At 62.2% G+C, this 19501-nt stretch carries 17 protein-coding genes; all 17 read left to right on the top strand.

Annotated features, from left to right (window positions below):
• The first annotated feature begins 951 nt into the window (after positions 1 to 951).
• The 17 genes from SA190iCDA_RS17175 to SA190iCDA_RS17255 all read left to right on the top strand — a co-directional run bounded on the left by SA190iCDA_RS17175 (position 952) and on the right by SA190iCDA_RS17255 (position 19352).
• A complete protein-coding gene (locus SA190iCDA_RS17175; protein ID WP_070885281.1) occupies positions 952 to 2112 on the top strand; it encodes an outer membrane beta-barrel protein in 1161 nt (386 codons plus the stop codon).
• A gap of 132 nt (positions 2113 to 2244) precedes the next feature.
• On the top strand, positions 2245 to 2784 hold the full coding sequence (locus SA190iCDA_RS17180; protein ID WP_070885282.1) for a polysaccharide biosynthesis/export family protein: 540 nt from the start codon (positions 2245 to 2247) through the stop codon (positions 2782 to 2784).
• A 101-nt stretch (positions 2785 to 2885) separates the two neighbouring features.
• Positions 2886 to 5018, top strand: coding sequence for a GumC family protein (locus tag SA190iCDA_RS17185; protein WP_236100877.1), 2133 nt, complete (start codon positions 2886 to 2888; stop codon positions 5016 to 5018).
• A gap of 43 nt (positions 5019 to 5061) precedes the next feature.
• Positions 5062 to 5787, top strand: coding sequence for a tyrosine-protein phosphatase (locus tag SA190iCDA_RS17190; RefSeq protein ID WP_070885284.1), 726 nt, complete (start codon positions 5062 to 5064; stop codon positions 5785 to 5787).
• Between the two features lie 70 nt (positions 5788 to 5857).
• Positions 5858 to 6025 (top strand): hypothetical protein, encoded by a 168-nt coding sequence (locus tag SA190iCDA_RS17195; RefSeq protein WP_170833931.1) that lies wholly within the window; start codon positions 5858 to 5860, stop codon positions 6023 to 6025.
• Complete coding sequence (locus SA190iCDA_RS17200; RefSeq protein ID WP_070885285.1) at positions 6022 to 7413, top strand: undecaprenyl-phosphate glucose phosphotransferase; 1392 nt, start codon at positions 6022 to 6024, stop codon at positions 7411 to 7413. Before SA190iCDA_RS17195 ends, SA190iCDA_RS17200 begins: the two co-directional genes overlap by 4 nt.
• A gap of 54 nt (positions 7414 to 7467) precedes the next feature.
• Positions 7468 to 8814 (top strand): UDP-glucose dehydrogenase family protein, encoded by a 1347-nt coding sequence (locus tag SA190iCDA_RS17205; RefSeq protein WP_070885286.1) that lies wholly within the window; start codon positions 7468 to 7470, stop codon positions 8812 to 8814.
• A 22-nt stretch (positions 8815 to 8836) separates the two neighbouring features.
• Positions 8837 to 10207, top strand: coding sequence for a lipopolysaccharide biosynthesis protein (locus tag SA190iCDA_RS17210; RefSeq protein ID WP_070885287.1), 1371 nt, complete (start codon positions 8837 to 8839; stop codon positions 10205 to 10207).
• A 21-nt stretch (positions 10208 to 10228) separates the two neighbouring features.
• Entirely contained in the window at positions 10229 to 11377 is a 1149-nt protein-coding gene (locus tag SA190iCDA_RS17215) for a glycosyltransferase (protein WP_070885288.1), read from the top strand.
• Positions 11378 to 11442: 65 nt separating this feature from the next.
• Positions 11443 to 12567: a GDP-mannose 4,6-dehydratase gene (gmd, locus tag SA190iCDA_RS17220; RefSeq protein WP_070885289.1), complete on the top strand. Its 1125-nt coding sequence runs from the start codon at positions 11443 to 11445 to the stop codon at positions 12565 to 12567.
• Between the two features lie 2 nt (positions 12568 to 12569).
• Positions 12570 to 13544 (top strand): GDP-L-fucose synthase, encoded by a 975-nt coding sequence (fcl, locus tag SA190iCDA_RS17225; protein ID WP_070885290.1) that lies wholly within the window; start codon positions 12570 to 12572, stop codon positions 13542 to 13544.
• Position 13545: 1 nt separating this feature from the next.
• The gene (locus SA190iCDA_RS17230; RefSeq protein ID WP_070885291.1) at positions 13546 to 14007 is read left to right on the top strand and encodes a GDP-mannose mannosyl hydrolase; all 462 of its coding nucleotides are present in this window, start codon (positions 13546 to 13548) and stop codon (positions 14005 to 14007) included.
• 69 nt (positions 14008 to 14076) lie between these two features.
• A complete protein-coding gene (locus SA190iCDA_RS17235; RefSeq protein ID WP_070885292.1) occupies positions 14077 to 15360 on the top strand; it encodes a hypothetical protein in 1284 nt (427 codons plus the stop codon).
• The gene (locus SA190iCDA_RS17240; protein ID WP_070885293.1) at positions 15323 to 16087 is read left to right on the top strand and encodes a glycosyltransferase; all 765 of its coding nucleotides are present in this window, start codon (positions 15323 to 15325) and stop codon (positions 16085 to 16087) included. Before SA190iCDA_RS17235 ends, SA190iCDA_RS17240 begins: the two co-directional genes overlap by 38 nt.
• A 62-nt stretch (positions 16088 to 16149) precedes the next feature.
• Positions 16150 to 16902 carry a WecB/TagA/CpsF family glycosyltransferase gene (locus SA190iCDA_RS17245; RefSeq protein ID WP_070885294.1) on the top strand — a complete coding sequence of 251 codons (753 nt, stop codon included), beginning with the start codon at positions 16150 to 16152 and terminating at the stop codon, positions 16900 to 16902.
• Entirely contained in the window at positions 16899 to 18329 is a 1431-nt protein-coding gene (locus tag SA190iCDA_RS17250; RefSeq protein ID WP_070885295.1) for a mannose-1-phosphate guanylyltransferase/mannose-6-phosphate isomerase, read from the top strand. The genes SA190iCDA_RS17245 and SA190iCDA_RS17250 overlap by 4 nt, the downstream gene beginning before the upstream one ends.
• 228 nt (positions 18330 to 18557) lie before the next feature.
• A complete protein-coding gene (locus tag SA190iCDA_RS17255; RefSeq protein WP_070885297.1) occupies positions 18558 to 19352 on the top strand; it encodes a WecB/TagA/CpsF family glycosyltransferase in 795 nt (264 codons plus the stop codon).
• The last annotated feature ends 149 nt before the right edge of the window (positions 19353 to 19501 follow it).

The following is a 19501-nucleotide window of genomic DNA, read 5'->3' on the forward strand; positions in this document are numbered from 1 at the left end:
AGCTCACTCAACGGGGTTTACTATGCATGTTCCCGGTAGATAAAAAACAACTGCCCGCACAAGTCTATCAACCGTCTATCGGATTCAACCTCTGTCTGCCGGCAGGGCTGCACAACTCGCTGAGGCGCGGCGATCAAGGCGCACTATTGTGCAGCGCGAGCAAGGTGCCGCGTACCTGATCGGTGCAAAACATGACAGGATGCGCATAAACCAGAGCCGCCACCAGTAAGGGCTCGAGCTGCCCTCGACGGCGAAATTCCGGCTCCAGGGCACCGGGGATATATAGTTAGAAATCAGTTATTTCGGTGCACTTCACAATATTAAAAAACTCGCCCGAAATGAAGCGGGGACCCAACATATAAATGGCGCCATTTTTTCGCTACTTTACAAGCCAGGCCACCCCTTCACTAGCCAGAACCATGGCGGGCCTATTTATAGTCTGGCACCAGAGCAAACCCTAATATAGCTGCCGGGGCAACTACTGTGCGCTGTGCATGAGCGACAAACATTGGTAGCTCCTGAAGACCTCTTTCTTGCGGCGCACCCTCCTACAGGCACAGATATTGCCTTTCGTTAACAATCCTGTAACCCGTCTTCGCCACCATGCAAACTCGCACTTAATATGACGGCGTCCTGAATTTCATCTTTTTATAAGCTGGCACCGTCACCATGAGGGTTGAGGGCAGGCGCGAGCCGAGAAGCCTTAATGGTGCACATCGCCGCCACGGTCGATCCCATGGCATTTAAGTTCCATATTTTTTTATCGCTTCGGCTGTGACCAGTTTCTCTGCCACCAGGGAACTTCTATCAAGAGGCGACAACCAATGACTCATGAAAAATGGCCGCAAGTCAATGCGATAGGTAACTGACATCCCCATGCCAGCCCCTCTCGTCGCAATGCCGAGCGGCTCTCCACACCAAGCGATAGACCCCGGGAAGGGATTTGGCACCATGAAACTCACCAAGATACTGACGGCTTCATTAGCAGGTACGCTGTCTACAGCCAGCTGGGCAACCGACCCACAACACATCGACCTGGCTGGGTTCGAGTTCACGCCAACCCTGGACGTCGGCGAAAGCTACGACGACAACTACCGCGGCCTGCGCGACGGGGCCCGCTCCTCGTGGATCACCAGCATCAACCCCAAATTCCTGCTCAGCGCCGAAACCCGCAACACCGGTTACCAGCTCGAGTACGAGTTCGACGACCAGAACTACCACTCAGATGATCGCGCCAGCCATACTGATCATCACCTGCGCTTTCGCAGCGTCATGGAGTTCAACTCGCGCAACCGCCTGCGCTGGAACCTGGGCTACCACCGCGTCGAGGAAACCACCGACCTGGCCGACCCCGACGACAACGAGAACGACAAGTACGACCGCGCCGTGGCCGGCGCCGTCTACACCTACGGCACCCAGACCGGGCTCAACCAGCTGGACTTCGGTACCAACTATGAGTCCATCCGCTATCGCAACGGCGGCGGCCTGAACGCCGACGAGGAACGCGACAGCACCACTTTCAATACCGTCTGGTACCACCGTCTTGGCGGCAGCACCCGCTCGCTGGTCGAGCTGCGCCATACCAACCACGACTATGTGCGCCGCGACAGCGACCGTGACAGCACCAACGATGCGCTGTTGTTCGGTGCCACCTGGGACGCCACCGCCAGGACTTCCGGCACCCTGCGCCTGGGTGCCGAGCGCAAGAACTTCGACAGCAGCAGCCGCGAGGACTACACCAGCCCGATGTGGGAAGTGGGTGTAGCCTGGGAACCGCGTACTTACTCCGTCGTCAAACTCAACACCCGCCGCGCCTTCGACGAAGGCGACGACGGGGCGAGCACGGTACAGGACACCACCACGCGCCTGAGCTGGGAGCATGAATGGTCGGCCTTCATCAGTTCGGAGCTGTTCTACCGCTACTCCGAGCGCGATTACAAGGCGATCGAGCGCCAGGATGACCGCACCGGCTATGGCCTGGAGCTGACCTACTCGCCGCTGCGCTGGGCTGATGTATCACTGGGTTACCGCCACACCGAAAACGATTCGAGCGTGCGGGAGAAATCCTATGACCGGAACATCTATCAGCTGTCGTTGAGCTTGAGCCTCTAACACCCGGGCTCCTCAACAGGGTGACGCAGGCGTCACCACCCTTATCAACCCTTTTCCGTTTGCCCTTGCAGGCGAGCGGCGGGCGCCCTTTTCCCGGCGCCTGATGATCAAGCAACTACAAGGAGTATGCGGATGTCAGTCCACCATCTGTTCAAAGCCTTCTCGCTGCTGCTGATGCTCGCATTCGCAGCCGGCGCACAGGCCAACCCGCAGTATCGACTGAGCTCTGGCGACGTGATCAAGATCAGTGTCTTCGGCGAGCCCGATCTGTCCTTCGAGGAGATCCGCCTCAACGATGCCGGCACCTTCTCCTACCCGTTCCTGGGGGCGATCGAGGCCAGCGACAAGACCGCAGCCGACATCGAACGCATCCTTACCGAACGCCTGAAGGCCGACGGCTACCTGGTCGACCCGCGGGTCTCGGTCGCCGTCACCACCTACCGCGAGTTCTATATCAGCGGTGAGGTGAAAGCCCCCGGTGGCTACCCCTATCAGCCCGGCCTGACCCTGGACCGAGCCATTGCACTGGCTGGCGGCCTGACCGAACGCGCTTCGACCAAACGCATCACCATCGCACGCGGCACGGGCGAATCCCGCGCCTCGGAAAAAGCCACGCTCGACACCCTCGTCAAGCCGGGTGACACCATCACCATCGATCAAGGGTTCTTCTGAATATGAACAGTCCTGCACGAACGATCCGACAGTGGCAGCCCTCGCCCTCGGAAGCAGATAGCGATTACATCGACCTGCGGCGCATCTGGAATGCCGTATGGATGCGCAAGTGGGCCATCGCCCTGTTCGTCGTGGTGGTCACCCTGATCACCGCGGTTGCCGTCTCCCGCATGACGCCGATCTACCGCGCCGTCGCCACGGTGATGATCGAGACCAAGGGCACCCAGCTGGTGTCCTTCCAGCAGGTCACCGACACCACCGGTGCGGTCAACGAATACCTGCAGACCCAGCTCGGCCTGATCAAGAGCCGCGTGGTGGCCGAGAAGGTGGTGCGTGAGCTCAACCTTACCGAGCACCCGGACTTCGACCCCCGTCAGCAGCCCCAGCCGCTAATCAATTTCGGCGGCATCGCCCGCGGCCTGCAGAGCGCCCTGTCGATCACCGGCCTGGTGGACGAGCCCGAGCCGGCCAAGCCGATGACCGAAGCCGAGCTGCTCGACATCGTCACCAAGATCCTCATGGATCGCACCAACATCTGGGTCGAAGGCAAGAGCCAGCTGGTCAATATCTCCGTCGACCTGCCGGACCGACTGACCGCCGCGGCCATCGCCAACTCCCTGGCCAGCAACTACATCGACAGCCAGCTCGAAGCACAGATGGAAATGTCACTGTCGGCCACCACCTGGATGAACACCCGCCTGACCGAGCTGCGCAGCTCGCTGCAGGAAGCCGAGAACCGCCTGCAGGCCTACCGCGAGGCCGAAGGCCTGGTGGACGTCAACGGCGTGGCCACCATCAGCAACAACGAACTGTCGCTGACCGGCGATCGCATGATCGACGCCCGTCGCCAGCGCGCCGAGGCCGAAAGCCAGTACCGTCAGGTGCAGTCCATGGGCAGTGGCGACTGGCGCCGCCTGGCCAGCGTGCCGGCCGTGCTCGGCAACCCGCTGATCCAGCAGTTCAAGTCCGAGGAAGCCCGTGCCCGTGCCAAGGTCGAGGAGCTGTCGCGTCGCTACGGTGATCGTCACCCGGCGATGCTCGCGGCGAAGTCCGACCTCAGTGCTGCCTCGGCCAGCCTGCGTGCCCAGGTCGAGCAGGTGGTCGCCAGCATCGAGCGCAACTACCAGCTGGCCGTGGCCAACGAGAACTCGCTGAACGCCTCGTTCGACAAGAACAAGGAGCAGATCCAGGACATCTCGCGCAAGGAATTCAAGGTGCGTGAGCTGACCCGCGACGTGGAAAGCAACCGCTCGCTGTACGAGACCTTCATGACCCGCCTGCGCGAAACCGCAGCCACCCAGGACGTCAACTCCAGCAACGCACGCATCATCGACCAGGCCATCGCCCCGCTGCAGCCGGCCGCGCCGAACCAGAAGCTGCTGATCGTCCTGGCCGCCGGTCTCGCCCTGGTATTCGCCATGGCCCTGGCCATCGTCCGCGATTTCCTCAACAACACCTTCAAGAGCGCCGACGACGTGGAGACCAAGCTGAACCTGCCGGTACTGGGCATCGTTCCGCTGATCGCCAACAACGCCAAATACACCGCCGCGCACCTGTTCGAGCATGGCGAGGATCCGCGCTTCTGCGAGTCGATCCGTACCATTCGCACCAGCCTGATGCTGGCCGATACCAACCGCTCGCAGAAGGTTCTGGTGGTCACCTCCTCGTCACCGGGCGAAGGCAAGAGCACCCTGGTGGCCAACATGGCATTCGCCCTCAGCCAGCTGCAACGGGTGCTGCTGATCGACGCCGACCTGCGCCGCCCGACCCTGGCCAAGAGCTTCGACTTCCCGGTCGGCACCCCGGGCCTGGCCAACCTGATCACCGGCAGCGCCAAGGTCGAGGAGTGCATTCACAACATGGGCACCAACCTGGACATGCTGCCGGCCGGCGCGGTACCGCCGAACCCACTGGAACTGCTGGCCTCGCCGCGCTTCGCCAAGTTCCTGGACATGATCAAGGAGCGTTACGACCACATCATCATCGATTCGCCACCCAGCCAGGCCGTGAGCGATGCCGTGCTGCTGTCCACCTTCGCCGATGCGGTGATCTACGTGGTCAAAGCCGACGGCACTTCCATTCCCCTGGCCCAGCGTGGCGTCGGCCACCTGTTGCAGAGCGGTGCTTCGGTGATGGGTGTGGTGCTCAACCAGGTAGACGTGCAAAAGGCGGCGCGCTCCGGCGACTACTCCGGCTACTACGACCATTACGGCTACAGCGACCGCAAGGCCTGATAACCGCCATGACCCACCAGTGCATGACAGCAGGAGGTGTTTGATGATCGATCTGCATAACCACCTGCTGCCGGGCATCGACGACGGCCCGGCAGACCTGCCGACCGCGCTGGACATGGCCCGCCTGGCAGTGGACAACGGCATCAGCCATGTGGTCTGCACGCCGCACATCCATATCGGCCGCTATGACAACGACAGCCGTACCATCGCCGAGGCCTGCAGCCGCTTCAACACCGCGCTGCAGGAGGCGGGCATCGACCTGAAGGTCGCTGCCGCCGCCGAGGTGCGCTTCTCCGGCGAGCTGATGACACGTGTGCTGGACGGCAGCATTCCGTTTCTCGGCCAATGGGAAGGCAAGAAGGTACTGCTGCTGGAGTTTCCCCACGGGGAAATGCCCTTTGGCGCCGAACGTCTGACCCAATGGCTGCTGGACAGGGGCGTGGTGCCGATCATCGCGCATCCGGAGCGCAACAAGGCGCTGATGAACAACCCGAGCAAGCTCAAACCGTTCATCGAACAGGGCTGCCTGCTGCAGGTAACGGCCGGCTCTGCCGCTGGTCGTTTTGGCGAACGGGCAATGCACCTGGCTCACGAACTGCTGAGCAATCGCGTGGTCAGCATTATGGCGACTGATGCCCACAACCTGGATCACCGCCCTCCCCTATTACAAGAAGGTCTCCTGCAAGCCGCCCGGATCCTGGGCGAGAGAGAGGCCGAACGTCTGGTCATCGACACGCCCTGGCGCATCGCACACCAGCATTTCGCTTAGTTGACTGCCTGATAACGCGTGCCTGTCGGTTCAGGCCGCAGGATTCGTATTTGTTGGAGGTTGGAAAACCATGCGTCGAGAGTTCAGTTTCAGGGCGCAACCCTTTCAGCAGGCGCTGATGCGCTGCACGACCCTGGGCACGCCCGCCACCGCTTCAACCAAGGACATGTCGCCTCTCGTGCGTTCTCCGGAGGCCACTCACTTCATCGAAGATTTGCACGAGGATCGCCGCAAATGATTTCCAAACGGATCAATCCTGCCGAGAACCGCAGGGGACTCACGTTCTGGGGTCAATGGACCTGCGCCATTACTCTGGTCAGCATGCTGCTCTGCTACCTGGTCGTTCAGCGCTACGGTGACGTGCCCACCGAGTACCGCCTGCTGATCGTCCTCACGGTGCTGGGCTCGGTACCAGCCTATGGCATGCTGCGCGTCTATCACAAGCGCTTCGGCTACCTGACCGGCCTGGCTCACCTGTTGGCCGGCTGGCTGACGCTACTGGCCGGCCTGCTGTTCATCGCCTACTTCAGCCAGAGCCTGGATCGCTTCTCCTTCGAGATCATGCGCGAGTGGGCGCTGCTGGGCTTCCTGGCCCAGGCCATCGCCTTCATCCCGCTGCGCTACTTCGCCCGCCTGCACTCGGAGAAGCTTCGCAACGAGCGTGTCTCGCTGATCATCGGCTCGGGCGAGAAGGCCCATGAACTGGCCGAGCGCCTGACCACCAACAACCGCGTGCCCCTGGTCGGCCTGATCGCCTCCAGCGACGACGCCCAGACCCAGGACGGCCGTTTCCCGATCCTCGGCAAGCTGCAGGAACTGCGTGACGTCACCGAGCAGCATGGCGTGCGCCGCGTGTACATCGCCCTGACCCTGGACGAGATCTCGCACATCGAGAAGCTGTACATCGACCTGCTGGACATGAGCGTCGACGTGGTCTGGGTGCCCGACTTCGGCAGCATGCCGCTGCTCAACCAGTCGATCTCGCAGATCGAGCAGCTGCCGGCCATCTACCTCAACGAAAGCCCGATCAGCTCGCATCCGGCTGCGGTGTTCAGCAAGGAACTGATGGACCGCACCCTGGCCTTCCTGGCGCTGGTGGCCCTGAGCCCGGTGTTCCTCGTCGCGGCCATGGCCGTGAAGCTCTCCTCGCCCGGCCCGGTGTTCTTCCTGCAGCCGCGTCATGGCTGGAACGGCGGGGTGATCCTGGTGTGGAAATTCCGCTCGATGCGCATGCATGACGACAAGGTCGTCAAGCAGGCGACCCGTGAAGACCCGCGCATCACTCCAGTCGGCCGCTTCCTGCGCCGCACCTCGATCGACGAGTTGCCGCAGCTGATCAACGTGCTGCGCGGCGAGATGTCCCTGGTTGGTCCGCGCCCGCACGCCGTGGCCCACAACAACTACTACAGCGACAAGATCCTCGCCTACATGGCCCGTCACCGCCTCAAGCCCGGCATCACCGGCCTCGCCCAGGTGACCGGTCACCGTGGTGAAACCGAAACCCTGGAAAAAATGCAGCAGCGCGTGGAGAAGGACCTGGCCTACATCAACAACTGGTCCCTCTGGCTGGACATCAAGATCCTGGTGAAGACGCCCTTCACCCTGTTCTCGCGCGATATTTACTGAACGCGCCCCTTTGGCGCACGTAACGATTAACGCTCACTCAAGGAAAGTTTATCCATGAATATCACTGTCGTTGGAACCGGCTACGTCGGCCTCGTCACCGGCGCCTGCATCGCCGAGATGGGCAACACGGTTGTCTGCGTGGATGTCGATCCGAAAAAGATCGAGAAACTCAAGAAAGGCATCCTGCCGATTTACGAGCCGGGTCTGGAAACCGTGGTGGAAGAGAACTTCGAGGCCGGTCGCCTGCTGTTCACCACCGCACTGCCGGAAGCGATGGAGCAATCGGACATCATCTTCATCGCCGTCGGCACGCCGCCCGGTGAAGACGGCTCGGCCGACCTGCGCTACGTGCTGGAAGTGGCGCGCCAGATCGGCAGCCTGATGACCCGCCACACCACCGTGATCAACAAGTCCACCGTGCCGGTGGGCACCGCCGACCTGGTACGCGCCGAGATCCTCGAACAGCTCGAGCTGCGCGGCAAGAACATCAGCTTCGATGTGGTCTCCAACCCTGAATTCCTCAAGGAAGGCGCCGCGGTCGACGACTTCATGCACCCGGACCGCATCATCATCGGTACCGACAGCGAGCGCGCCCGCCAGGTGATGAGCGAGCTGTACGCCCCCTTCATCCGCAACAATCCGCGCATCAAGTTCATGGGCGTGCGCGATGCGGAAATGACCAAGTACGCGGCCAACGCCATGCTGGCCACCAAGATCTCCTTCATGAACGAGATCGCCAGCCTCTGCGACCGCCTCGACGTGGACATCGAGAACGTGCGCCTGGGCATCGGCTCCGACCAGCGCATCGGCTACCACTTCATTTATGCCGGCTGCGGCTACGGCGGCTCGTGCTTCCCGAAGGACGTCAAGGCGCTGATCAGCATCGCTCACCAGAACGACTTCGAGCCCAAGCTGCTGCAGGCTGTCGAGGCCCGCAACGACCAGCAGAAGCAGTCGCTGTTCAACAAGCTGGCCGCCCACTTCGACGGCGACCTCAAGGGCCGCACCTTCGCGGTCTGGGGCCTGGCGTTCAAGCCCGGCACCGACGACATGCGTGAAGCACCCAGCGTGGTGCTGATCAACAGCCTGATCAACGCCGGTGCCAAGGTCAAAGCCTTCGACCCGATCGCCCGCGAAACCGCCGCGCGCGAGTTCCCGGAGCACTGGTTCAGCGAAGGTCGCCTGCAGATCGTCGACGGCCAGTACGAGGCCGCCATCGACGCCGACGCCCTGGTGCTGGTCACCGAGTGGAAGCCGTTCCGTCGCCCTGACTTCAAGGCGCTGAAGAAGCTGCTCAAACAGCCGGTGATCATCGACGGGCGCAACCAGTACGACCTCGGCCAGGTGAACCGCGAAGGCTTCGATTATTACGGCATCGGCCGTAAGCAAGTGAACGGCTGAGATCCCTACGACAGTGGACGTCATGGAACCTGAAGTCACCGCCCCCGCCGCCCTTCGGACGCGCTTCTGCGCAGCCGCCAGGGCGATGTTGCGCAGCCCCGTGTTGCGCAACATCGCGACCGTGGCGTCCGGAACCGCTGGGGCACAGGTGATCACCCTGCTACTGATACCGGTGATCACCCGTCTCTACGGACCACAGGCGTATGGCATGCTGGGAGTGTTCATGAGCCTGGCGTTCATGGTCATTCCGATTGCCGCCCTCACCTATCCCATTGCCATCGTGCTGCCCAAGCGCGATGCCGATGCCCGTGGTCTGATTCATCTGTCTCTGTTGGTGGCCGTCGGCTTCGCCGTAGTCGCGGCCGGCTTGATTGCCCTGTTTGGCGAAGCGCTTGCCATACAGGCAGAAGTGACTCAGATCACCCCTTTTCTGATGCTGCTGCCGCTGGTACTGGTGGCCAGTGCCGCACTCGAAGTGACTCAGCAATGGCTGATTCGCAAACAGTGCTACCGCCTCACTGCCGGCGTCGCGGTGCAGCATGCCGTTGCCTACAACGGGCTGCGCATCGGTGCCGGCCTGTTGCATGCCAGCCCTGCGGTGCTGTTGCTGAGCACTGCCTGCGGGCCGCTGCTGCATACCCTGATGCTCAACTGGAGGCTGCGTCGCAGCCCGCTCGCGCAGGCTACCGATGCGACCGTCGAGCCGCCGCACAGCCTGCGCGAGCTTGCAGCGCGCTATCACGACTTTCCGCAGTACCGCGCACCGCAGATGCTCATCAATGCGGTGTCGCAGAACTTGCCGACACTGGTGCTTGCAGTATTTTTCGGGCCCGTGGCCGCAGGCTTCTTTGCCCTGTGCAAGCAGGCGTTGAACGTGCCGACGCAACTGCTCGGCAAATCGGTGGCTGATGTCTATTACCCGCGCATCAGCGCGGCTGTGCATGAGCGCCAGCCGGTAGCCGCCATGCTGGCCAAGGCCACGGCAGCGCTGGCCCTGGTGGGCCTGTTGCCCTTTGCCCTGGTGTTCTGCTTCGGTCCCCAGCTATTTGCACTGGCGTTCGGCGAGCAATGGGCAGCGGCGGGCGAGTACGCGCGCTGGCTGGCCCTGGCCGAGTACATGATCTTCGTCAGCCGCCCCTGCGCGGTGGCCGTGCCCGCCCTCGCCCTGCAGGGCCAGTTTCTCGCCTTTGAACTGCTCAGCACCGTGCTGCGCATTGCCGCCTTGATGGCCGGCGCGCTGTTGCTGCAACAGGCTGGTCAGACGGTCATGGCATTCGCCGCGGCCAGCATCCTGATCTACCTGAGCCTGATCGCCAGCGTGCTGTTCGCCGCACGCCGTCGGTACGGCACGGCGCGGCGCATCGGCAGCCCACGAACCGCTCCTAACTCTTAATCACAGACTGGCTTCGATCCTATGACCGAACAACTACCCACCATCGTCGTCATCGGCTACAACCGCCCCAAGAGCCTCCGGCGCCTGTTGGGCTCCCTGATTCAGGCGCAGTACCCCGAAGGCAACGTGCGCCTGGTGATCAGCCTCGACAACTCCGGCAACCCGGAGCCGCGCCAGGTCGCCGAAGCGTTCGACTGGCCCCATGGGGAAAAGCGCATCATCGCCCACCCGCAGCGCCTCGGCCTGCGCCAGCACGTGCTGAGCTGTGGCGACCTGACCGAGCAGTACGGCGACGTGATCATCCTGGAAGACGACCTGTTCGTTTCACCATTCTTCTACGACTACACCCACAAGGCCCTGCAGGCCTATGCCGATGATGCCGGCGTGGCCGGTATCAGCCTGTACAGCGTGCAGTTCAGCCAGACCGTCGACCTGCCCTTCATGCCGGTCGACGACGGCGACGCCCACGTGCACTTCATTCAGATGGCCGCCTCCTGGGGCCAGGCCTGGTCGCGCCGGCACTGGCAGGGCTTTCGCCAGTGGCTGGAAAGCAACGGTACCGACATCAGCCATATCGACGGAATTCCGGCGGACATCCGCGGCTGGCCGGAGTCCTCGTGGCTCAAGCTGTACACCGCCTACATCATTTCCCGGGCTCTGTACTTCGTGTACCCGTTCCGCTCGCTGACCACCAACTTCGGTGATCCGGGCCAGCACTTCAACATCGCCTCGTCGCGGTTCCAGGTGCCCATCCAGCAGAAGGCGGTGGACTACAGGTTTCCTCGCCGCGAGGACAGCCTGTCGGTCTACGACGCCTATTGCGAGTTGCTGCCGGCATGCATCAAGCGCCGCAATCCGCTGCTCGCCGATTACGATTTCACCGTCAATCTGTACGGCAGCAAGACCTGCGAAGGCCTGCAATTGACCCGTACCCACGCCCGTGGACTGCACAATTTCGCCCTTTCCATGAAGCCCATGGAACTGAGCATCCTGCACAACATCGAAGGTGAGGGCCTAGCCCTGATCGACTCCGCCGACCTCAGCAGCGACAGCAAGATGCGGCAGAAGGCGGAGTACGACATCTACCGTTTCTTTTACAAGTTTCCGTCGGTACGGATCATTTTTCTCGGCGTCATGGAACGTCTGCAAATGCTGCTCAAGCGCGCCTGATCCTCCGACCGCGCGCAGCAATGTGGCTACAGCTCTCTAATCAATTGAACATGGCAGGTATTGCAATGGAACAGAAAAAAGCACTCATCACCGGTATCACAGGTCAGGACGGTTCCTACCTCGCCGAGTTCCTGCTGGAAAAGGGTTACCAGGTGCATGGCATCAAACGCCGCGCGTCGTCCTTCAACACCCAGCGTGTGGACCACATCTACCAGGATCCGCATGTCGACAACCAGAACTTCATCCTGCATTACGGCGACCTCAACGACTCGTCCAACCTGACCCGCATCATCCAGGAAGTGCAGCCTGACGAGGTCTACAACCTCGGCGCGCAGTCCCACGTGGCAGTCAGCTTCGAAGCGCCGGAATACACCGCCGACGTCGATGCCATGGGTACCCTGCGTATCCTCGAGGCCATCCGCCTGCTGGGCCTGGAAAAGAAAACCCGTTTCTACCAGGCCTCCACCTCCGAGCTGTACGGCCTGGTGCAGGAAATCCCGCAGAAGGAAACCACCCCCTTCTACCCGCGCTCGCCCTACGCGGTCGCCAAGCTGTACGCCTACTGGATCACCGTCAACTACCGCGAAGCCTATGGCATGTACGCATGCAACGGCATCCTCTTCAACCACGAGTCGCCGCGCCGTGGCGAGACCTTCGTGACCCGCAAGATCACCCGTGGCCTGGCCAACATCGCCCAGGGCCTGGAGCCTTGCCTGTACATGGGCAACATCGACTCGCTGCGTGACTGGGGCCATGCCAAGGACTACGTGCGCATGCAGTGGATGATGCTGCAGCAGGAGCAACCGGACGACTTCGTGATCGCCACCGGCGTGCAGTACTCGGTGCGTGAGTTCATCACCTGGTCGGCGGCCGAGCTGGGCGTGCACCTGCGCTTCGAAGGCAGCGGCGTGGACGAGCAAGGCATCGTCGAGCGTATCGACGGCGACAAGGCCCCGGCGCTGAAAGTCGGTGACGTGATCGTGCGCATCGACCCGCGCTACTTCCGCCCTGCGGAAGTGGAAACCCTGCTCGGCGACCCGACCAAGGCCAAGACCAAACTGGGCTGGACGCCGGAAATCACCGTGCAGCAGATGTGCGCCGAGATGGTTCGCGAAGACCTCAAGGTCGCCCAGCGCCATGCCCTGCTCAAGGAGCACGGCCACGAACTGCCAGTCTCCGTGGAGAACTGAGCATGAGCGCGCGTCTTGATCAGCGCGTCTTCGTCGCCGGCCATCGCGGGATGGTCGGTTCGGCGATCGTGCGCCACCTGCAGAACCTGGGCTACCAGAGCATCGTCACGGCACCACGCGAAAGCGTGGACCTGGTCGATGCGGCCAGCGTGAAACGCTTCTTCGCCGAGCAGCGCATCGACCAGGTCTACCTGGCCGCGGCCAAGGTCGGCGGCATCCACGCCAACAACCAGTACCCGGCCGACTTCATCTACCAGAACCTGATGATCGAGGCCAACGTCATCAACGCCGCCCACGAAGCCGGCGTGCAGAAGCTGCTGTCGCTGGGCAGCTCGTGCATCTACCCCAAGCATGCCGAGCAGCCGATGCGTGAAGAAGCGCTGCTGACCGGCGTGCTGGAGCCGACCAACGAGCCCTACGCGATCGCCAAGATCGCCGGGATCAAGCTGTGCGAGAGCTACAACCGCCAGCATGGTCGCGACTACCGCAGCGTGATGCCGACCAACCTGTACGGCCCGCACGACAACTACCACCCGGAAAACAGCCACGTCATCCCCGCCCTGCTGCGTCGCTTCCATGAAGCGACCCTGCGAGGCGACGATGAGGTGGTGATCTGGGGCAGCGGCACGCCGATGCGCGAGTTCCTGCACGTCGACGACATGGCCGCGGCCAGCGTCCACGTGATGAACCTGGATGAAGCCACGTACCAGGCGCACACCCAGCCGATGCTCTCGCACATCAACGTGGGCACCGGCCAGGACTGCACCATTCGCGAGTTGGCCGAAACCATCGCGCGGGTCACCGAGTTCCAGGGCCGCCTGAGCTTCGACAGCAGCAAGCCCGACGGCACGCCGCGCAAGCTGATGGACGTCTCGCGCCTGGCCAAGCTCGGCTGGACGGCGAGCATCGACCTGGAAACCGGCCTGCGTGATGCCTACCGCTGGTTCGTCGACAACATCGACGACGTACGGGGCTGACATGTTCCTGCCGGCCGATACCTTCAAGACCGTGGTCGCCAGCACGCCGCTGGTATCCATCGACCTGCTGGTACGCAACCTGCAGGGCGAACTGCTGCTGGGCGAGCGGCTCAACCGCCCTGCCCAGGGCAGCTGGTTCGCCCCGGGCGGGCGGATCCTGAAGAACGAAACCCTGGACGCAGCGTTCGCGCGCCTGACCCAGGAAGAACTGGGCCAGGCGTTCAGCCGTGACCAGGCCAGGCTGCTCGGCGTGTACGAGCACTTCTATGACGACAGCGTGTTCGGCGAGTCGCCGGATACCCACTACGTGGTCATCGCCTACGCCCTGGAACTGGGCGCGCAGCAGAACCTGCAGCCGCCCAGTGTGCAACACGGTCGCTACCGCTGGTGGCCGATCGAGCAGATGCGCGACGAAGCGCGCATCCACAGCAATACCCGCGACTATTTGCAGGCGCTGTACTAGATACCTCGCAAGCCACGCCTACGCGGCGGCGCCTGCGAGCCAAGACAATTACGATATGGGAAGGCGAGCTTGTTCAAGCAACTCCTGGCATACCGCAATCTGCTGCTGATCTTGTTTGTCCTGAACTCGGCCTGTTTCTTTCTGACCGACGACAAGAAGGCTGGCATCCCCTACCTGCGCGAGCTGTGGCTGCTCGGCATTCTCGGGTGCTCGGCGGCGCTGTTTCTGGTCTGGAAGCGCATCTACCAGTCCAAGACCAGCCTGTTGATCATCTTCATGGGCGTGGTGCTGCCCGTGGTCTCGGCGATCATGGCCGAGCTGAATTTCGATCAGCCATTCATCTACGGCCTGCTCGAAGAGCGCCGCAGCTTCGCCTACCTGGTGTTCTTCCCGGCGCTGTTCCTGATGATCAAGACCGCGCCTACCCAGAAGCACCTGGAGACCTTCTTTCTCTACTCGGGCCTGGCCTGCGCCTTCGTCGGCTACTGCTACTACTTCGGGATCATCCCGGAAAACACCAACGTGTCCTTTACCGTGGATGCCAAGGACGCCGGCGACGTGCTGCTGCGCCCCAATCGTTTCCGCATCGGCTCGAGCTACGTGACCATCTGCGCCTTCATGCTGATGTACAGCATGAAGGATCGTATCTCGCTGCCCAAGGTCTTCACCCTGCTGTTCTTCGCGTCCTACCTGTGGCTGGTACTGCAGACCCGCCAGACCATGATCATCTGGTGCCTGGCCGGCCTGTGGATCTTCCGCGACCGCATCGACTCGCTGCTCAAGCTGGGCCTGCTGGCCGCCACCATCCTGGTGACCTCGTTCTTCATCTTCCCGGACTTCTACTACGCCCAGTTCGACAAGTTCCAGGCGCTGCTCGACGAAGCCACCACCGGCCCGGGCGTACGCGATACCACCACGGCGATCATCCTCGGCGCGGTGGCCGACAACATGTACATCGGCATGGGCTCGCTGTCGCTGCAGTGGAAGGGCGGTTTCAGCACGCTCTACAACCCGCACTTCTACCTATCGGACGTGGGCATCTTCGGCGTGTACTACCGCTACGGTTTCCTCACCCCGCTGATCGCGCTGATCTTCTACGTCGGCTATCTGCGCATCATGAAGCGCTGCCCGAACAAGGGCCCGCTGCTCAGCGCCTTCCAGCTGGTGTTCTGGTTCCAGATGCTCAACATGTTCCTGTCCAACTCCCTGATGTACGGCGGCGATGTCCTGGGCATCGGCGCCGCCTGCTTCCTGTACTACTCCCGCGCCTATGCCGCGCAAGCATCCCCGACTCGTGAGATCAGAGGCACACGCCATGACCCAATTCAGTATCGTAACCATCAACTGGAATAACCTGGCGGGTCTCAAGCAGACCTACCAGAGTGTGGCTGCCCAGACCTACCGCAACTTCCGCTGGATCGTCGTCGACGGCGCCTCCACGGACGGCGGCGCCGAGTGGCTGGCGACCATTGACGAGCCCTACGCCGAAATCACCTCCGAGCGCGACAAGGGGCTCTACGACGCCATGAACAAGGGCCTGATCAAGGGCTCGGCGACCGAGGGCTACACCCTGTTCCTCAACAGCGGCGACTTCTTCTACGACGAGAACGTGCTGCAGAAGGTCGCCGATGCCATCGAACGGGCACCGGGCAAACCGCGCTACGTGTACGGCGACTATTACCTGCAGGACGCCGTTGGTCGCCTGACAGCAGCCAAGGCGAAGAAGATCGAGCACCTGGTGCTGGGCATGCCGTCCAGCCACCAGGCCATGTACTTCGAGAACGAGCGGCTGCGCAACGTGCGCTTTCGCGAGGATTTCAAGCTCTCGGCCGACTATTGCATGATCGTCGAATTCCTGCAGGGCCAGGATCACCAGCTCGATGTGCTGAAGATCGAGTCGCCGCTGTGCATTTTCGACACCACCGGAGTCTCCACCAGCCGTCGTTTCGACGCGCTGAAGGAAGACATGCGCATTCGTCGGGAGGTCATGAAACTATCGCCGTTGCACAGTATCTCTTTGTATGTCCTGCACTACGTGCATACCCACAGCAAACTGCTGAAAGCGGCCTTGGGCAAATGAATCGCGAGCAACAACAACCGTTGCCCGTCCGTGACACGCGCCAGTGGCGCAGAGAGGTGTTGATGAAGGCCTTTGACATCGAGTTCTACGCTGGCACCAAGCATCGCCTGATCGAGGACTTGGTTGAGCACAGCACCAGCAAGTACAGCTATATCGTGACGCCCAACGTCAATCACGTGGTGCAGCTGGAAACCGACCGCGACCTCAAGCGCGCCTACGCCGTGGCCCGTCACCGCATCTGCGACAGCCGCGTGCTATTGCCACTGCTGCGCATGCTCAAGGTGCCGGTCGAGGACGCCATCCCCGGCAGCACCCTGACCGCCGAGCTGATCGGCATCGCCGAGGAGCGCGCCTGGGACGTGACCATCATCGGCTGCGAGGACGATGACATCGCGCGGCTGCGTGAACGCTTTCCAAGCATCAACTTCCACCACCACAACCCGCCGATGGGTTTCATCGACAGTGAAGAAGCGATCCAGGCCTGCCTGTCCTTCGTCGTCGAGCACCCCTCCCACCTGGTGGTGCTGTCGGTGGGCTGCCCACGTCAGGAAATTCTCGCGCACAAGATCTTCGAGAGCGACCAGGCCGTCGGCATCGGCCTGTGCGTGGGCGCCTCGATCAACTTTCTGTCCGGCAAGCTGCGCCGCGCTCCGCTGTGGATGCAGCGCTGTTCGCTGGAATGGCTGCACCGCGCCTATACCGAACCACGCCGTCTGGTGGGCCGCTATGTTCGCGACGCGTTCCTGATCCTGCCGATCCTGCTCAGGGAATTCAAACTTCGGCAATCACTCTTCATGGGAGGAGCTCCACGATGATTCCTGTCATTCTTTCCGGCGGCAATGGCTCGCGCCTGTGGCCGCTTTCGCGCCAACTCAACCCCAAGCAGTTCCTGCCGATCGCCGATGACTCGCTGTCCATGCTGCAGGCGACCATTCGCCGCCTGGACGGCCTGAAGGTCAGCCAGCCGTGCCTGATCTGCAACGAGGAGCACCGTTTCCTCGCCGCCGAACAGCTGCGCACCTTGGGAATCGACAACGCCAGCATCCTGCTCGAGCCGGTAGGCCGTAACACCGCCCCCGCGGTTGCCCTGGCCGCGATCAAGGCGCTGGAAAAAGAACACGACCCGGTGCTGCTGGTTCTCGCCGCCGACCACCTGATCAAGGACGTGGACGCCTTCCACCGCGCCGTAGAAACTGCCCTGCCCTTCGCCCAAGCCGGCAAACTGGTGACCTTCGGCATCGTGCCGACCCATGCCGAAACCGGCTACGGCTACCTGCAGAAAGGCGCCGCTGCCGGCGAAGGCGGCTTCGCCGTGAAGCAGTTCGTCGAGAAGCCCGACAGCGAAACCGCCGAGCGCTACCTGGCCTCCGGCGAACACTTCTGGAACAGCGGCATGTTCATGTTCCGCGCCAGCCGCTACCTCGAAGAGCTGCAGCGCTGGCAGCCGGAGATTCTCGACGCCTGCCGCCGCGCCACCGCCCAGAGCGAAGAAGACATGCACTTCGTGCGTATCGGCAAGGAGGCCTTTGCCGCCTGCCCTGAAGACTCCATCGACTACGCAGTGATGGAAAAGACCGAGGACGCGGTGATGGTGCCCCTGGATGCCGGCTGGAGCGACATCGGCTCCTGGTCCGCGCTGTGGGACGTCAGCGACAAGGACGCACAGGGCAACGTGCACAAGGGCGACGTGCTCAGCCACGACAGCCAGAACAATTATGTGCATGCCGACTACCGTCTGGTGACCACCGTTGGCGTCGAGGACCTGATCATCGTCGAGACCAAGGACACCGTCATGGTCGCCCACAAGGACAAGGCCCAGGAGGTCAAGCGCATCGTCGAGCAGCTCAAGCGCGAGGAGCGTTGCGAGTACCTCAACAACCGCGAGGTGTACCGTCCGTGGGGCATGTACGACTCCATCGACAATGGTGCGCGTTACCAGGTCAAGCGCATCACCGTGAAGCCGGGCGCCAAGCTGTCGGTGCAGATGCACCACCACCGCGCCGAGCACTGGATCGTGGTCAGCGGCACCGCCCAGGTGACCAATGGCGACGAGACCTACATGGTCACCGAAAACCAGTCGACCTACATTCCGATCGGCCAGATCCATGCCCTGGAAAACCCGGGCATGATTCCGCTCGAGCTGATCGAAGTGCAATCCGGGACCTACCTGGGCGAGGACGATATCATCCGCTTCTCAGACAACTATGGCCGCGTCAAGGAACTCAAGGTTTCTGCGGCCTGAGCCCGGGGCAGTGCTGATTGCGCCGGCGCCCATCACCGGGGCCCTCCAGGGCCCCTTCGCCGGGTGGTTGGCTACCGTTCCCATGGCTCTGCCAGTTCACACCCGATGGGGCAAGGAATGCCTTCCATTTCGCTATCAAACGGACTTCCTACAAGAACAAGCAAAGCGCGAAGCCCCCGTGAACGCCCTCCGGATAACTCTCCTACTTTCCGACAACGAGGCTCGCCCGTGAAAACTTCCAAACTCCTGTACGACCCCGTTATTCACAAACTGAAGTTGCTGGAAGAACATGATGTGACGCCGTTGCTCGAAGACTTGAGCACTCCGAAGAAACCGACCATCGTTGGCTTTCTCAACCAGCATGGCTACAACCTGATCCAGCAGGACAAGCGCGCACGCCGCCACTTCCTGCAGATCAACCATCTGCTGCGCGACGGCATCGGCATCAAGCTGGCCTGCCAATTGAACGGCCTGGCGCCCGGGGCCAACCTCAACGGTACCGATTTCATTCCGGCGCTGATCGAGCACGCCCTGCAGGGCGAGCGCAGCGACCGGTACCAGTTGTTCGCCATGGGTACCTGCGAGCCATGGACCGAGGAAGGCGCCAACGCCCTGTTCCGCGGTCGTGACTATCACGCCATCGACGGCTTCCAGCCCGTGGAGCGCTACCTGGAATTCGTTCTGGAGCACCTGCAGCCGGGCAAGATTCCGTTGATCGTCATGGGCATGGGCATGCCGCGCCAGGAAGAGGTGGCCGTCACCCTGCAGCGCAACCTCAACCGCCCTGCCCTGATGATCTGCGGTGGCGCGATCCTGGATTTCGCCGCCCAGCGCTTCAACCGGGCGCCCGAACTGGTTCGCAAGGTCGGCATGGAATGGGCCTATCGCCTGCTGATGGAACCGCGCCGGCTGTTCGCCCGCTACGTGATCGGCATTCCGCGGTTCTTCTACTACATCGTGCGCAATGGCCGTGACAGCAATGTCCCAGTCAGCGAACAAAGCGCCTACGACCGCAAATCCTGAGTCGACTGCAGGTACTGAAACGCCCGGACGAGTGATCGTCCGGGCGTTTTTTGTTCATCGCGGTCTCTCAGAAAAATCAGTCTTGGCACCGGACTGGCAAGTTTGTGTGCGTATCACTTACTGACTTGGCACTATCCGTTACCGCGTCT

The sequence above is a fragment of the Pseudomonas argentinensis genome (assembly GCF_001839655.2).
GTDB lineage: Bacteria > Pseudomonadota > Gammaproteobacteria > Pseudomonadales > Pseudomonadaceae > Aquipseudomonas > Aquipseudomonas argentinensis_B.

What these genes read in the sequence shown, in the direction of transcription:
- SA190iCDA_RS17230 (WP_070885291.1), top strand. Translation starts at nt 13,546, where the DNA reads ATGTTCCTGCCGGCCGATACCTTCAAGACCGTGGTCGCCAGCACGCCG.
- SA190iCDA_RS17200 (WP_070885285.1), top strand. Translation starts at nt 6,022, where the DNA reads ATGATTTCCAAACGGATCAATCCTGCCGAGAACCGCAGGGGACTCACG.
- fcl (WP_070885290.1), top strand. Translation starts at nt 12,570, where the DNA reads ATGAGCGCGCGTCTTGATCAGCGCGTCTTCGTCGCCGGCCATCGCGGG.
- SA190iCDA_RS17205 (WP_070885286.1), top strand. Translation starts at nt 7,468, where the DNA reads ATGAATATCACTGTCGTTGGAACCGGCTACGTCGGCCTCGTCACCGGC.
- SA190iCDA_RS17195 (WP_170833931.1), top strand. Translation starts at nt 5,858, where the DNA reads ATGCGTCGAGAGTTCAGTTTCAGGGCGCAACCCTTTCAGCAGGCGCTG.
- SA190iCDA_RS17175 (WP_070885281.1), top strand. Translation starts at nt 952, where the DNA reads ATGAAACTCACCAAGATACTGACGGCTTCATTAGCAGGTACGCTGTCT.
- SA190iCDA_RS17190 (WP_070885284.1), top strand. Translation starts at nt 5,062, where the DNA reads ATGATCGATCTGCATAACCACCTGCTGCCGGGCATCGACGACGGCCCG.
- SA190iCDA_RS17245 (WP_070885294.1), top strand. Translation starts at nt 16,150, where the DNA reads ATGAAGGCCTTTGACATCGAGTTCTACGCTGGCACCAAGCATCGCCTG.
- SA190iCDA_RS17215 (WP_070885288.1), top strand. Translation starts at nt 10,229, where the DNA reads ATGACCGAACAACTACCCACCATCGTCGTCATCGGCTACAACCGCCCC.
- SA190iCDA_RS17250 (WP_070885295.1), top strand. Translation starts at nt 16,899, where the DNA reads ATGATTCCTGTCATTCTTTCCGGCGGCAATGGCTCGCGCCTGTGGCCG.
- gmd (WP_070885289.1), top strand. Translation starts at nt 11,443, where the DNA reads ATGGAACAGAAAAAAGCACTCATCACCGGTATCACAGGTCAGGACGGT.
- SA190iCDA_RS17210 (WP_070885287.1), top strand. Translation starts at nt 8,837, where the DNA reads ATGGAACCTGAAGTCACCGCCCCCGCCGCCCTTCGGACGCGCTTCTGC.
- SA190iCDA_RS17240 (WP_070885293.1), top strand. Translation starts at nt 15,323, where the DNA reads ATGACCCAATTCAGTATCGTAACCATCAACTGGAATAACCTGGCGGGT.
- SA190iCDA_RS17185 (WP_236100877.1), top strand. Translation starts at nt 2,886, where the DNA reads ATGCGCAAGTGGGCCATCGCCCTGTTCGTCGTGGTGGTCACCCTGATC.
- SA190iCDA_RS17180 (WP_070885282.1), top strand. Translation starts at nt 2,245, where the DNA reads ATGTCAGTCCACCATCTGTTCAAAGCCTTCTCGCTGCTGCTGATGCTC.